This window comes from Nonomuraea basaltis (assembly GCF_005893125.1).
Classification (GTDB): domain Bacteria; phylum Actinomycetota; class Actinomycetes; order Streptosporangiales; family Streptosporangiaceae; genus Nonomuraea; species Nonomuraea basaltis.
Genome location: NZ_VCJS01000066.1, coordinates 1 through 13,867 on the forward strand (window position 1 = coordinate 1; position 13,867 = coordinate 13,867).

The window sequence follows — 13,867 nt, forward strand, 5'->3', positions numbered from 1 at the left end:
TGCCGCACACGCTGCGCGACGCGCTGGCGTTGTTCGAGGGGTCGAAGCTGGCCCGTGAGACCTTCGGCGAGGACGTGGTCGAGCACTACGCCAACAACGCGCGGGTGGAACTGGCCGCGTTCGACGCGGCGGTGACGGACTGGGAGCTGTTCCGCAGCTTCGAGCGAATGTGAATGGGAACACATGAAGATCATTAATCCGGCGACGGAGGACGTGCTCGCCGACGTCGAACTCGCCGACGCGGCCGAGGTCGACCGGGCCGTGGAGCGTGCCAGGAAGGCATACCCGGCCTGGCGCGACGTGGCGCCGGGCGACCGGGCGCGGCTGCTGCGGCGCTTCGCCGACCTGGTGGGCGAGCACGGCGAGGAGCTGGCGCGGCTGGAGCTGGCCAACGCCGGGCACACGATCGGGAACGCCCGCTGGGAGGCCGGCAGCGTACGCGACGTCCTGCACTTCTACGCCGCCGCCCCCGAGCGCAACCACGGCAAGCAGATCCCGGTGCCCGGCGGCGTGGACATCACGTTCCAGGAGCCGCTGGGCGTGGTGGGCGTCATCGTGCCGTGGAACTTCCCCATGCTGATCATGTCGTGGGGCGTGGCCCCCGCGCTGGCGGCCGGTAACACGGTGATCGTCAAGCCGGCGGAATGGACTCCGCTGACCGCGCTGAGGCTGGCCGAGCTGGCCCTGGCGGCGGGCCTCCCCGAGGGGGTGCTCCAGGTCCTGCCTGGGGCAGGGGAGGTCGCGGGGGCCCGGCTGGTCGAGCACCCGGAGGTAGCCAAGATCGTGTTCACCGGCTCGACCGAGGTCGGCAAGGAGATCGCCGCCAAGGCGGCGGCGCAGGTCAAGCGGGTCACGCTGGAGCTGGGCGGCAAGTCGGCGAACATCGTCTTCGCGGACGCGGATCTCGAGAAGGCGGCGAAAACCGCTCCCTACGCCGTTTTCGACAACGCGGGCCAGGATTGCTGCGCCAGGTCCAGGCTGCTCGTCCAGGCCGACGTGTACGACGACTTCATGGCCCTGCTCGCGCCCGCCGTACAGGCGGTCAGAGTCGGCGACCCTCTTGACGAGAGCACCGAGATGGGGCCGCTGATCAGCGCCGAGCATCTCGACCACGTGCGCGGCTTCGTCCAGGACCCCTATTTGCAGGGATCCTGCCCCCAGGGGAAGGGCTACTGGTTCCCGGCGACCGTGCTGACCCCGGACGTCACCGACCGGGCGTTCACCGAGGAGATCTTCGGGCCCGTGGTGTCGGTGGCGGCCTTCAAGGACGAGGCGGACGCCGTGCGGATCGCCAACGACACCCCGTACGGCCTGAGCGGCTCCATCTGGACCCGCGACGTCGGCAGGGCGCTGCGGGTGGCGAGGGCGGTCGAGTCGGGCGCGCTCTCGGTCAACTCGCACTCGTCGGTCCGCTACTGGACCCCGTTTGGCGGCTTCAAGCAGTCCGGCCTCGGCAGGGAGCTCGGCCCGGACGCCCTGGCGGCGTTCACCGAGACCAAGAACGTCTTCATATCGTGGGAGTGAACCCGACGCAGTGAGCGAAGTGAAGGGCCGAGGAACGAGGCACTTCGCGAAGCGAATGAGGAGCGGTGAACGACCAAATGAGCAGGGAGTGAAAAAGGTGCAGCGGTTGCAGGATCGGGTGGCGGTCATCACCGGCGCGGGCAGCGGCATCGGGCTGGCCACGGCCCGCAGGTTCGCCGAGGAGGGCGCCAAGGTCGTCTGCGTCGACATCGACGACGAGGCGGGCACCAAGGCCGCGAACGAGGTCGGCGGCCTCTACGTCAAGGCCGACGTGACCAGCGAGGACGACGTCGTACGGATATACCGGACGGCGTACGACACCTACGGCAGCGTGGACATCGCCTTCAACAACGCCGGCATCTCGCCGCCCGACGACGACTCGATCCTCGAGACCGGCATCGACGCCTGGCGCCGCGTCCAGGAAGTGAACCTGACCAGCGTCTACCTGTGCTGCAAGCACGCGATCCCGTACATGCGGCGGCAGGGCAAGGGCTCGATCATCAACACCGCGTCGTTCGTGGCCGTCATGGGCTCGGCGACGTCGCAGATCTCCTACACGGCCTCCAAGGGCGGGGTGCTGGCGATGTCGCGCGAGCTGGGCGTGCAGTTCGCCAGGGAGGGCATCCGGGTGAACGCCCTGTGCCCCGGCCCGGTGAACACGCCGCTGCTGCAGGAGCTGTTCGCCAAGGACCAGGAGCGGGCGCAGCGCCGCCTGGTCCACGTCCCGATGGGGCGCTTCGCCGAGGCGACCGAGATCGCGGCCGCGGTGGCGTTCCTGGCCAGCGACGACTCGTCGTTCATCACCGGCTCGGAGTTCCTGGTGGACGGCGGCATCTCCGGCGCCTACGTGACGCCGCTCTAGGGGGCATTCGATCGTGCAGCGTCCCGTCATCGGCATCACGTCCTACGTCGAGCCCGCCACGTTCACGGTGTGGGAGGGCATGACCGTCGCGCTCCTGCCGTACATGTACGTGGAGCAGGTCGTACGCGCCGGCGGCCAGCCCGTCGTGCTGCCGCCGGCCGGCGACCCCGCCTCCCTGGTCGGCGGCCTGGACGGGCTCATCCTGGCCGGCGGCGGCGACATCGACCCGGCCAGGTACGGCGCGGAGCCGCACGAGCGCACCGGCTACGTCAGGGAGTTCCGTGACGAGGCGGAGTTCTCGCTGATGACGGCGGCGCTGGAGGCGGGCCTGCCGTACCTGGGTATCTGCCGCGGGCTCCAGGTACTCAACGTCGCCCTCGGCGGCAGCCTCCACCAGCACCTGCCGGACGTCGTGGGGCACACGGAGCACTCCCCCGAGCCCGGCAGGTTCGGCCACCTGCCCGTCACCCCCGCTCCCGGCACCCGCCTGTCCAAGGTGCTGGGGACGGACCCGCTGACCGTCCCGCACTACCACCACCAGGCCATCGACCGCCTCGCCCCCGGCCTCACGGTCGCCGCCACCGCCGAGGACGGCACGATCGAGGCGGTCGAGCTGGACTCCGGGCCCTTCACGATGGCCGTGCAGTGGCACCCGGAGGCGGCCGAGGACGGCGCCCTGTTCGAGGCCCTGGTGGCGGCCTGCTGAGCTATTCGACCGGCTTCAGCACGCTGTCGAAGACGACCGCGTCCGGGCCGTACTTCTCGTCGATCCTGCGGCGCAGGTCCTCGGTCGCCAGCCAGGTGCTCACCTCCACCCGGTTCCGCGTCACGCTGGACGATGCCGTGATGAGGCCGCCGCTGCCCATCTCGCCCTCGACCTGCCGCTGGATCTCGTTCAGCTCGGCCTCGGTGCGCTGCGCGCCGCTGACGCACAGCGCGCCACCCCACACCTGCCGGATCCACTCCTCGCGACCCGCCAGGTCGCCGGTGAACTTGAGGTTCAGCACCAACCGCTTCGGGTCGTTGCCTTGCTTCTCCACCTCCTCGGGGCTCAGCTTGGCCTGATCCATGTAGCTCTGGTCGAGCCAGGCCCCGGCGAACTCCTTGGCCGTCCTGGCCCGCGCCATCGCTTCCTCCAGGGTCTCCTGCGTCGCCTTGGCGGGGTCGACGGGCCGCCAGCCGCCCTCGGGCTCGGGGCACGGGCTCGCGAGCGTGTTCTCGCCCGCCGGATCACTCTTCACCGGCGCCCCCGGAGGCTCTGTCAGTGTCAGCCGGGCGCCGTCCCAGGTGCCCACGACCCGGTATTCGCCCCATTTCACGCCGCGCAGCGATTCGTGCTTCACCTTGCTCCAGTCCCAGCCGATGACGTCCGGGCCGCCGCACTGCGGCGGGAGCGACTCCATGACCGCCTGGCAGAGCTGGGGCCCGTGCCCGCCGCCCTCGAGCACCGTCACGCCGGCCGTGTAACGGGGCGGTGGCGCGGGAGACGCGGCCCCCTGGGCGCCGCAGGACGCGATGGTCAAGGCGGCCGCCAGGCCGAGCGCCGCCGTTCGCCGATTCATACCCCTTCAACGTCATCGTTTCCGAAGCGGTTCACCAGAGATCCGCACGCGACAACGCCCCCGTCACGGCACTAGGCTTACGGACATCACCGACGAAACCGCGCGGGAGAGCACCCTGACAGCCGGTCAGGGTCCCTGAAGGAGCAAGCCCTCCCCGCGAACCTCTCAAGGCAAAGGACCGCGCGGACGAGGTGACCTCTGGAAAGCAGGCCTGCAGGCCTCGCCGAAGGTGAAAGTCCGGCAAAACTCGGGCGAAGCTCTCAGGCATCGATGACAGAGGGGGAGGATGCTGGCATCCAATCCTGTCCTGAGGTGCGACTAATGTCCCGACCGACACCGCTACGAGACGTTCACGAGAGCCTCGGCGCCACGCTCACCGACTTCGCGGGGTGGCTCATGCCCCTCCGGTACGGGAGCGAGTCCGCGGAGCACAACGCCGTCCGCGGGGCGGCCGGGCTGTTCGACCTCTCCCACATGGGCGAGATCTTCCTGATGGGGCCGGAGGCGGGGCAGGCGCTGGACTACGCGCTGGTCGGCCACCTATCGGCACTGGTGCCCGGACGGGCCAGATACACCATGATCGTGAACGAGCACGGCGGCGTGCTCGACGACCTCATCGTCTACCGGCTCGGGGACGAGGAGTTCATGGTGGTGGCGAACGCCTCCAACTACGAAAAAGTCGGAAATGAGCTGAAAAACCGTGCGAAGGCGTACGAGGTCGTGGTCGAGGATCGCTCCGACCAGTACGCGCTGATCGCCGTGCAGGGGCCGCGCGCCCAGGAGATCCTCGCCACCCTCACCGACGCCGACCTCGCCGGGCTCAAGTACTACGCGGGCCTGCCAGGGCTGGTGGACGGTAGGCGGGTGCTCATCGCCCGTACCGGCTACACCGGCGAGGACGGGTTCGAGCTCTTCGTCGCCAACGAGGACGCGGTGCCGCTCTGGCACGCGCTCATGGCGGCGGGCGAGCCGTACGGACTCAAGCCCGCGGGCCTGTCCAGCCGCGACACGCTCCGGCTCGAGGCGGGCATGCCGCTGTACGGCAACGAGCTCAGCGCCGAGCTCACCCCGTTCGACGCGGGGCTGGGCAGGGTGGTGAAATTCGACAAGCCCGGCGACTTCGTCGGCAGGTCGGCACTCGAGGCGGTCAAGGACGATCCGCCGCGGCGCCGGCTCGTCGGCCTGGTCGCGCGGGGCCGCCGGGTGCCGCGCCACGGTTACCCGGTCACCAAAGACGGCGCCGTCGTCGGCGAGGTCACCAGCGGTGCGCCCTCCCAGACCCTGGGCAGGCCCATCGCGATGGCCTACGTGGACACCGGGGCCGAAGAAGGCCTGGCAGTGGACATCCGGGGCAGCCAAGAACCTATGGACCTCGTTGAGCTGCCCTTTTACAGGAGGAACAAGTGAGCAACATCCCTGAGGACCTGAGCTACACCAAGGAGCACGAGTGGGTGGCCGGTGTCGAGGACGGGCTGACCGTGACCGTCGGCATCACGGCCTACGCCGCCGAAGCCCTTGGTGACGTCGTCTTCGTGCAGCTCCCCGAGGTCAGTTCGATCGTCGAGGCCGGCGACTCCGTGGGCGAGGTGGAGTCGACCAAGTCCGTGAGCGAGATCTACACCCCCGTCGGCGGCGAGATCGTCGAGGTCAACCAGGCCGTGGTGGACGATCCGTCGCTGGCCAACAGCGACCCGTACGGCGAGGGCTGGATGTTCCGCGTCCGTATGGAGGGCGACGCGGAGGACCTGCTGTCGGCCGAGGAGTACACAGCGCTCACCTCAGGCGAGTCCTGACCGAAACTGGCCGGGGCCCGCACGGGCCCCGGCGCTCCATGAAGGGCGCGTAATCAATGGCGATCAGCGTCTTCGACCTGTTCAAGGTGGGCATCGGCCCCTCCAGCTCCCACACGGGCGGCCCCATGGCGGCCGCGCACAAGTTCGCCCGCGGCCTGCACGACGACGGCCTCCTGCCGCGCGTGGCGCGCGTCGAGGCGATCCTGTACGGCTCCCTCGGCCTCACCGGCAAGGGCCACGGCAGCGACAAGGCCGTCCTGCTGGGCCTGTCGGGCGAGAAGCCCGAGCTCGTGGACGTGGACACCATCGAGGACCGCCTGGCCGCGATGCGCGCGTCGGGCACGGTCAAGCTGTACGGCACCCACGAGATCCCCTTCGTCGCCGGCGAGGACCTGGTCTTCGAACGCAAGATCTCGCTCCCCGAGCACCCGAACGGCATGCGCTTCACCGCGTACTCCTCGGAGGGTGACAAGCTCAGGGAGAAGGTGTACTTCTCGGTCGGCGGCGGCTTCGTGGTGGACGAGAAGGCCACCGGCGCAGACCGCATCAAGCCGGACGACACCGTGCTCCCCTACCCCTTCACCACCGGGGAAGAGCTGCTCAAGCACTGCGAGAACACGGGCCTGTCGATCTCCGCCCTGATGCTGGAGAACGAGAAGGCCTTCGGGCGCACCGAGGAGGAGATCCGCGCCGGGATCCTCAGCCTGTGGCGCGTCATGTCGGAGTGCGTGCGCCGCGGCATCGCCAAGGAGGGCGTCCTGCCCGGCGGCCTCAAGGTCAGGCGCCGCGCCAACCAGCTCCACCGCCGCCTGCAGTCGGAGCCGCCGGAGAAGGACCCGCTGCAGGCCATGGACTGGGTGGCGCTGTTCGCGCTGGCGGTCAATGAGGAGAACGCCGCGGGCGGCCGCATCGTCACCGCGCCCACCAACGGCGCCGCCGGCATCATCCCGGCCGTCCTGACCTACTACACCCGCTTCGTCCCGCACGCCGACGACGAGGGCGTGGTCCGCTTCCTCCTCACGGCGGCCGCGATCGGCGTGCTGTTCAAGGAGAACGCCTCCATCTCGGGCGCCGAGGTGGGCTGCCAGGGCGAGGTCGGCTCGGCCTGCTCCATGGCCTCCGCGGGTCTGACGGAGGTCCTCGGCGGCACCCCCGAGCAGGTGGAGAACGCCGCCGAGATCGGCATCGAGCACAACCTGGGGCTGACCTGCGACCCGATCGGCGGCCTGGTCCAGATCCCGTGCATCGAGCGCAACGCCGTCGCCTCCAACAAGGCGATCACGGCGGCCAGGATCGCGCTGCGCGGCGACGGCCGGCATTTCGTGCCCCTGGACAAGGCCATCAAGACCATGCGGGACACCGGCCGGGACATGCTGGACAAGTACAAGGAGACGTCCCGCGGAGGTCTCGCGGTCAACGTCATCGAGTGCTGACGGTCGCGATTGGGCCTGTTCACCCAGGTATGGAGGGCGGTTCTGAAGGCGAATCTTCCCGACTTCGCCTCCAGCGCGTAACGGCGCCTCTACGATCGGTCATCGAGGATGACAGGAGGCAGGCCGTGTACGGCGAGCGCAAGCCGAGTGTCCGGTGGGTCCTTCCAGAAGGAGAAGGGCAGTACAACCCCGTGGTCGGGGAGGGAGTGCGGTGGCTCGACTACGAGCGGGCCGCCGAGATCGACGCCGTTCCCGTGCCGGGCGGCGGGTCTGCCGAGGGCTCGACCGCCTTAAAGCGTGCGGACGATGCGGGTGGCGCGACCCCGCCGAGCGACGACACCGATCGACGGTTCGACGTGCCCGCCGAGCGGGCCGTCGAGGGCGACTGGTTCGATCGGCCGCACCGGCCGCCGAGGCTGGCCGAGTGCCGGCCGTACGGGGTGCCGGGCGGGCTCGCCAGGCCGGACCCGCAGGTGGAGCGGGACCTGCTAGAGGCGCTCCCGCCGGGCTCGCGCTTCCCCGACCCGCGTGGCACCTGGGTCAGGCTCGTCAACGGCGGTGGGCCCGGCGACGACCCGTTCCGGGTCTCCAATGCCGCCGACTGCGCGCTGGCCGTGCTGTCCACCTGGCACGGCGAGCCGACCACGGCCGCGCCCCGGCTGCCCGAGTACGACAGGCTCGGCCGGCCGGTGCTGACCGGCGAGCGCGGCAGCACGGCCAGGATCCAGCGGTGGGTCGGGCAGCGCCTCGAGTACGCGAGCCAGGGGCGGCACGCGTACCCGATGATCGCGCGGCGGCTGCTGGAGGCCGGGCACGGGGCGAGCGCCGTCATCGTGGTGCGCTGGCCCGGAGGCGGCACCCACGCCTGGAACGCCGTCAACGCCGACGGCGAGGTGGTCTGGATCGACGCGCAGCGGGCGCACATGTCCGTCGAGCCCCCCTACACGACGGTGACCGGGGTGTTCTGCGTGATACTCGACCGGCAGGGGCGGCCGCGATGACCCTGGACGAGGCTCGGGCGGTGGCCGAGGAGTACTTCAACGGCGTGCGGCCGCCGGAGGAAGCGGTGCCCGTGGGGGTGTACGGGTTCCATGATGGCTATGTCGCCTGGGTGCGGGAGGCGGATCCCGACGACCCCGCCAGGCTGCCCGACACGATCGGCGGCGGGTGCATCGTGATCGACCGGACCACCGGTGAGGTGGTGGCCCGGCCGCTGCTCGACCCGGAAACGGTCGCCGAGCTGTGGCCCGGCCCCATGCCCCGCTGAGAGCGCAGAGGAAGGGCCGGGCGCCGCCCCCATGAGACGCCCGGCCCTCAGCGCGGGCTGCGGGAGACGACATGCCGGAAGGCAGCCCGCGTGCGTACCCTCTATCCGCGTTTTTCTGGTTTATTCGCCTTAAGGTCCATTCGTCCAAGTCAGCCGGTGGCGAGTGAGCCGACGATCGAGGCCCGCGCGGCGCGGCGAGCCGGCAGGACAGCGGCCAGCATGCCCGCCAGCCCCGACAGCGCCACGAACAGCGCGATCTGCGGCACCGGCACCGACAGAACGGCCCCGTCCAGCATCGCCATCACGGCGGCCCACCCGAACACGCCGCCGAGCACGACCCCGACGAGCGCCCCGATCAGCCCGAGCACCAGCGCCTCGATCGACAACATCCGGCGCAGCTGCGGCCGGCTCAGCCCCAGCGCTCGCAGCAGCGCCGACTCCCGGGTGCGTTCGTGGACCGACAGCGACAGCGTGTTCGCGATGCCCAGCAGCGAGATCAGGATCGCCAGCCCCAGCAGCCCAGTGATGATCATGAGCATCATGTCCAGCGTCTCGTCGAACTCCCCGCGCACCTCGGTGGAGCTCATCAGCTGAACGGTGGGGTAGGTCGCGACGGCCGCTTCCACCACCGCGCGGGCCCGGTCGGCCGGGACGCCGTCCCGGATGTTGATCATCACGCTGGAGTCGGGCACCCGGTCGAAGTACGTGTCGAACGGCCTTTCCGCGACGGTGAGCGCGGGCAGCGAGGAGTTGGTGCCGTTCAGGACGGCGACCACCCGCAGCGGCACCGTCCCGGCACCGTCCGTCCTGGCCCGCACGGTGTCGCCGACCTTGACGCCCAGTTCCTCGGCCGCGTAGTCGAGCAGCGCCACCTGGCCGGCGGCCAGCCCAGCCATGGACCCGGAGAGCACCTCGGGCGTGATCGTCCCGTGGAAGGTGCCGAGGTCGTGGCTCCGGCCCTCCACCTTGGTCCGCACCTCGCGGATCTGCAGCACCGAGGCCAGCTCGGGCTCGCCGCGCAACTCCGCGGCGACCGACCGGGGCACGCCGGCCTCGCGCCCCTGCGTGGCCAGCATGTAGTCGACCGGGAACTGCTGGTCGAGCTTGGCCCACACGGTCACCCGGGTGGACGCGCTGAGCACCGAGATGAGCGTCATCAGCGTCACCCCGATCGTGAGCGCGACGGTCGTGGTCGCGGCCCGCCTGGGGTTGCGCGCGGAGTTGTCCAGGGCCAGGCGCCCGGGCACGCCGAACAGCCGGGCCGGCACCCAGCCCACCGCCGTGCTCAGCGGCTTGACCAGCACCGGCCCGAGGATCAGCACGGCCAGGAAGGTCAGCGCGCCGCCGGCCATCACGACGAAGAGCGTGGGCGGCTCGCCGGGCGGCATCCCCCACACGCCGAAGCCGGTCGTGCCCATGCCGGCCAGCAGGAACAGCGCCGCGAAGCTCCACCGCAGCATGCCGGTGCGGAACGTCTGCTCCTCCGCCTGCGTGCGCAGCGCCGTGACCGGCGGCACCCGCGTGGCCGACCGGGCCGGCAGCAGCGCCGCGCCCACGGTGACCACCAGGCCTACGGCTAGGCCGGCGGCGATCGTGGCCGGAGCGAGCGTGACGGCCGCGTCGGTGGGAAGCGGGGCGTCGAACGCGCCGAGGACGGTCAGCGCGAGCACGGCCAGCCCGTACCCGATGACCAGGCCGAGCGCGGAGGCCAGCAGGCCCACCACGACGGACTCCAGCACGATCGAGCCGAACACCTGCCCCCGTGTGGCCCCGATGCACCGCAGCAGCGCCATCTCCCTGGTGCGCTGCGCGACGAGGATGTTGAACGTGTTGTAGATGACCAGCGCCGCCACCATCATCGCCACGACGCCGAACATCAGCAGGCCCACGGTCAGCGTCCGCATCTCCAGCCCGGCCGCCCCGGCCAGATCGGCGGCCAGCTCGTCGCCGGTCTTGACCACGGCCCCGCCGCCGGCGGCCGCCGCCACGGCCTGCTCCAGCCCGGGGGCGGCGCCCGCGACGTCGATCTCGCGGTAGCCCTTCGCGCCGGTCATCCGCTGTGCGGTGGCAGTGGTGAAGCCGACCACGCCGGTGTAGGCCAGCTCCTGGTCCACGCCGGGGTCGAGGAGCCCGACGAGCTTGAATCGGTGCTCGGCCTGCCGGCCGTCGAGCACGGTGATCGTGTCGCCGAGCTTGAAGCCCTGGGCCTTGGCGGTGTTCTCGTCGAGCACGGCCGCCTGGTCGTCGGTGCCCGGGCCGGTGCCGGCGACGATCGTGGTGCGGTCCAGCGGTCCCCGGACGACCGAGACGGCCGTGGTGGGCAGGCTCCCGACGGCCTTGCCGCCCTTGCCGAGCAGCGGCGCGGGGCCGCGGATCAGGCCCTGCGCCTCGGCCACACCGTGGACCGCGCGCACCCGCTCCAGGGTCTCCTCGGACAGGACGCCGTCGGGCTCCTCGGGCAGCACGGCCACGTCGACCTTGTCCGCGTCGGCCGTGACCCGCTGGGAGAACCCGGCCTGGATGGTGTCGTTCAGCACGAACGTCCCCGCGATGAACCCCACCCCGAGCGTGATCGCCAGAGAGGTGAGCAGCAGCCGGAGCCGGTGCGCGCGCAGCCCGGCCAGCGCCGTCTTCAGCACCTCACGCCTCCAGCTTCACGAGGGTGCCCAGCACGGACTGCGGCGTCGGCGCGGCGATCTCGGTGACCAGCTCGCCGTCGCGCAGGAACACCACGCGGTCGGCGTACGAGGCCGCCACCGGGTCGTGCGTGACCATGACGATGGTCTGGCCCAGCTCGCGTACGGAGGTGCGCAGGAAGGACAGGATCTCGGCGCCGCTGCGCGAGTCCAGGTTGCCCGTCGGCTCGTCCGCGAAGATCACCTGAGGCTTGCTGATCAGCGCCCTGGCCACGGCCACACGCTGCTGCTGGCCGCCGGACAGCTCGGCCGGCCGGTGCGCGAGCCGGTCTCTCAGCCCGACGGTCTCGATCACCCGGTCGAACAGCGGCTGGTCCGCCTGGCGGGCGGCGATCTCCAGCGGCAGGCGGATGTTCTGCTCGGCGGTCAGCGTGGGCAGCAGGTTGAACGCCTGGAAGACGAAGCCGATCCGCTCGCGGCGCAGCAGCGTGAGCTGCCGGTCGGTGAGCCCGGTCAGCTCCACGTCGCCGATGTGCACGGTGCCCGAGGTGGCGGTGTCGAGCCCGGCCAGGCAGTGCATCAGCGTGGACTTGCCGGAGCCCGACGGGCCCATGATGGCGGTGAACGCCCCGGTCTGGAAGGCCACGTCCACGCCGCGGAGGGCATGCACCGCGGCGTCGCCCTGGCCGTACACCTTGGTCAGTTTGGTGGCCACCACGGCGGGCGGGGCCTGGCGCCGGGTCTCAGTGAGCGTCACGTTCACTCCTTGTCGCGATTTATCAACGCGATCAACGCTAGGAGTGAAAATTTCGGGATCTATGGGCCCTGAGGAGGGACTTTCCGTAGGACTCCAGATGACCCCGGTCAGACTTTCGGCCTATGGGACGGCACGATCAGCCCGGCCTCGTACGCGTACACCACCACCTGCGCCCGGTCCCGCAGGCCCAGCTTGGCCAGCACCCGCCCCAGGTGCGTCTTCACCGTGGCCTCCGCGACCTCCAGCCCGTTCGCGATCTCCATGTTGGACAGACCGCGCGCCACCATGAGGAGCACTTCCCGCTCGCGCGGCGTCAGGTCGGTCGCCGCGACCGGCTCCTTCGACGGCAGCTGAGCGGCGAACCTGTCGAGCATCCGCCGCAGCGTGCTCGGCGACACCACGGCGTCGCCCTCGTGCACGTGCCTGATCGCGCTGACCAGGTCGTCCGGCGGCACGTCCTTCAGCAGGAACCCGGCCGCGCCCGCCTTGACCGCCGCGAACGCGTACTCGTCCAGGTCGAACGTGGTCAGGATCAGCACCTTCGGCCCGTCGATCCGGCTGGTGGCCTCGACGCCGTCCATGTTGGGCATGCGCACGTCCATGAGCACGACGTCCACCTCGATGGTCTTCAGCAGCTCCAGGGCCGTTACCCCGTCGCCGGCCTCCGCCACCACCTCGATGTCCGGCTGCGCCCCCAGCACCATCCGGAAGCCGGCCCGCAAGAGCTCCTGATCGTCGACCAGCATCACGCGTATCACCGGCCCGCCTCCTCTACGCCGCCTTGGCCAGGGGCAACCTGGCCAGCACCTCGAAGCCGCCGCCGGAGCGCGGCCCTGCCCACACGGCGCCACCGTACATGCCGACCCGCTCGCGCATGCCGATCAGCCCGTGGCCGCCGGGGCTGCGCGGCGCCGCCGCGCCCCTGCCGTCGTCGGTCACGCGCACGACCAGCTCCGGGCCGCCGTACTCGATCTCCACGACCGCCTGGACGCCCGGGCCGCCGTGCTTGAGCGCGTTCGTGAGGGCCTCCTGGACGATGCGGTAGATCGCGAGCTGCTGGCCTTCGGGCAGCTCGACGGGCACGCCGCCGACCCGCAGCCGCGCGGGCACGGCCGAACCGCGTACCAGCTCCTCCAACTGGCCCAGCCCCGGCTGCGGGGTGTAGTCGGTGTCGCCGCCCTCGTTCTCCCGCAGCACGCCGACCAGCCTGCGCATCTCGGCGAGCGCGGCCCGGCCGGTCTTGGAGATGTTCCTGACGGCCAGGCGGGCCTGCTCGGGGTCGCTGTCCAGGGTGTAGCCGGCGCCGTCGGCCTGCACCACCATCACGCTGACGTTGTGGGCCACGACGTCGTGCAGCTCCCTGGCGATCCTGGCGCGCTCGGCCGCGGCGGCCATCCTGGCCTGCTGGTCCCGCTCGCGTTCTGCCCGCTCGGCGCGCTCCTCCAGGCCCTCCAGGTAGCGTCGGCGGGTGTTGGCGTACAGGCCGGTCAGCCAGATCGTCACCACGAAGATCGAACCGCTGAAGAACATGCCGAGCGTGGGCGTGTCCCAGTTGACCAGGACCAGGAAGATCCCGAGCTCCGCCACCAGGCCGGCGGCCACCGCCCAGCGGAACGAGCACTCGTAGGCCACCGCCCAGAGCGCGATCAGCACCGCGAGGTTGGCCGGCAGCAGAGTGACGTCCGCCAGCCACTGGCCGAAGCTGATCAGCGAGATGACCGCGAAGGAGGCGAGCGGCCGGTCGCGCCAGAGTAGCGGCGCCAGCAGCGCCGCCGACAGGCCCAGGTAGCCGGCCAGGCCCATGTCCAGGCTGGCGGCGGGCTGGCTGCCGGTCGCGAACGGTAACGCCAGGATGGCGCACAGCGCGGCGAGAGGAGCGACCCGGAGGACGCCCGCCAGCTTCTCATGGCGTCTGGACCACGCCCGTACCCTGCCGAACACATCATCACGATATGTAGGCCAGATCCGGTATTGGTCCGTCTCCAGGCTGAAGTACGAGTACGACCCAGGTCGCACATGAACCGTGGCTTACG

Annotated in this window: 13 protein-coding genes, 1 pseudogene and 2 riboswitches; of the genes and pseudogenes, 9 read left to right on the top strand and 5 right to left on the bottom strand. The window is 70.9% G+C overall.

Features of this window, described 5'->3' with window-relative positions:
* From EJK15_RS28690 to EJK15_RS28705, 4 genes and pseudogenes are all read left to right on the top strand, one after another.
* A pseudogene (locus EJK15_RS28690) lies at positions 1–173 on the top strand (glutamine synthetase); the annotation flags it as partial.
* Positions 174–183: 10 nt separating this feature from the next.
* Positions 184–1,524 carry an aldehyde dehydrogenase family protein gene (locus EJK15_RS28695; RefSeq protein WP_138713589.1) on the top strand — a complete coding sequence of 447 codons (1,341 nt, stop codon included), beginning with the start codon at positions 184–186 and terminating at the stop codon, positions 1,522–1,524.
* 97 nt (positions 1,525–1,621) lie between these two features.
* On the top strand, positions 1,622–2,386 hold the full coding sequence (locus EJK15_RS28700; protein WP_240777279.1) for a 3-oxoacyl-ACP reductase: 765 nt from the start codon (positions 1,622–1,624) through the stop codon (positions 2,384–2,386).
* Positions 2,387–2,399: 13 nt separating this feature from the next.
* Positions 2,400–3,092 (top strand): gamma-glutamyl-gamma-aminobutyrate hydrolase family protein, encoded by a 693-nt coding sequence (locus tag EJK15_RS28705; RefSeq protein ID WP_138713591.1) that lies wholly within the window; start codon positions 2,400–2,402, stop codon positions 3,090–3,092.
* Between the two features lies 1 nt (position 3,093).
* Here the strand turns inward: EJK15_RS28705 and EJK15_RS28710 are convergent, their stop codons facing one another.
* Positions 3,094–3,948, bottom strand: a complete 855-nt coding sequence (locus EJK15_RS28710) for a hypothetical protein (protein WP_138713592.1) — start codon at positions 3,946–3,948, stop codon at positions 3,094–3,096.
* Positions 3,949–4,041: 93 nt separating this feature from the next.
* Positions 4,042–4,139: riboswitch (glycine riboswitch) on the top strand.
* A riboswitch (glycine riboswitch) is annotated at positions 4,140–4,235 on the top strand. It abuts the riboswitch before it with no gap.
* A gap of 34 nt (positions 4,236–4,269) precedes the next feature.
* Between EJK15_RS28710 and gcvT the strand changes: the two genes are divergently transcribed.
* From gcvT to EJK15_RS28735, 5 genes are all read left to right on the top strand, one after another.
* A complete protein-coding gene (gcvT, locus tag EJK15_RS28715) occupies positions 4,270–5,355 on the top strand; it encodes a glycine cleavage system aminomethyltransferase GcvT (protein WP_138713593.1) in 1,086 nt (361 codons plus the stop codon).
* Positions 5,352–5,741, top strand: coding sequence for a glycine cleavage system protein GcvH (gene gcvH / locus EJK15_RS28720; protein ID WP_138713594.1), 390 nt, complete (start codon positions 5,352–5,354; stop codon positions 5,739–5,741). Before gcvT ends, gcvH begins: the two co-directional genes overlap by 4 nt.
* 56 nt (positions 5,742–5,797) lie before the next feature.
* The gene (locus EJK15_RS28725) at positions 5,798–7,174 is read left to right on the top strand and encodes an L-serine ammonia-lyase (RefSeq protein WP_138713595.1); all 1,377 of its coding nucleotides are present in this window, start codon (positions 5,798–5,800) and stop codon (positions 7,172–7,174) included.
* Positions 7,175–7,299: 125 nt separating this feature from the next.
* Positions 7,300–8,175 (top strand): toxin glutamine deamidase domain-containing protein, encoded by an 876-nt coding sequence (locus EJK15_RS28730; protein ID WP_138713596.1) that lies wholly within the window; start codon positions 7,300–7,302, stop codon positions 8,173–8,175.
* Complete coding sequence (locus tag EJK15_RS28735; RefSeq protein ID WP_138713597.1) at positions 8,172–8,441, top strand: hypothetical protein; 270 nt, start codon at positions 8,172–8,174, stop codon at positions 8,439–8,441. Before EJK15_RS28730 ends, EJK15_RS28735 begins: the two co-directional genes overlap by 4 nt.
* A gap of 149 nt (positions 8,442–8,590) precedes the next feature.
* On the opposite strand, the gene EJK15_RS28740 is transcribed toward EJK15_RS28735, so the two are convergent.
* From EJK15_RS28740 to EJK15_RS28755, 4 genes are all read right to left on the bottom strand, one after another.
* On the bottom strand, positions 8,591–11,080 hold the full coding sequence (locus EJK15_RS28740) for an ABC transporter permease (RefSeq protein WP_138713598.1): 2,490 nt from the start codon (positions 11,078–11,080) through the stop codon (positions 8,591–8,593).
* A gap of 1 nt (position 11,081) precedes the next feature.
* Entirely contained in the window at positions 11,082–11,834 is a 753-nt protein-coding gene (locus EJK15_RS28745; RefSeq protein ID WP_240777272.1) for an ABC transporter ATP-binding protein, read from the bottom strand.
* Between the two features lie 107 nt (positions 11,835–11,941).
* Positions 11,942–12,592 (bottom strand): response regulator transcription factor, encoded by a 651-nt coding sequence (locus EJK15_RS28750; protein ID WP_206061154.1) that lies wholly within the window; start codon positions 12,590–12,592, stop codon positions 11,942–11,944.
* A gap of 13 nt (positions 12,593–12,605) precedes the next feature.
* Positions 12,606–13,775 carry a sensor histidine kinase gene (locus EJK15_RS28755; RefSeq protein ID WP_138713600.1) on the bottom strand — a complete coding sequence of 390 codons (1,170 nt, stop codon included), beginning with the start codon at positions 13,773–13,775 and terminating at the stop codon, positions 12,606–12,608.
* Positions 13,776–13,867 lie beyond the last annotated feature (92 nt).

Bases quoted from the DNA above. Each gene is read 5' to 3' on its own strand.
- EJK15_RS28725 (WP_138713595.1), top strand. From the start codon at position 5,798: ATGGCGATCAGCGTCTTCGACCTGTTCAAGGTGGGCATCGGCCCCTCC.
- EJK15_RS28735 (WP_138713597.1), top strand. From the start codon at position 8,172: ATGACCCTGGACGAGGCTCGGGCGGTGGCCGAGGAGTACTTCAACGGC.
- EJK15_RS28695 (WP_138713589.1), top strand. From the start codon at position 184: ATGAAGATCATTAATCCGGCGACGGAGGACGTGCTCGCCGACGTCGAA.
- EJK15_RS28710 (WP_138713592.1), bottom strand. From the start codon at position 3,948: ATGAATCGGCGAACGGCGGCGCTCGGCCTGGCGGCCGCCTTGACCATC.
- gcvT (WP_138713593.1), top strand. From the start codon at position 4,270: ATGTCCCGACCGACACCGCTACGAGACGTTCACGAGAGCCTCGGCGCC.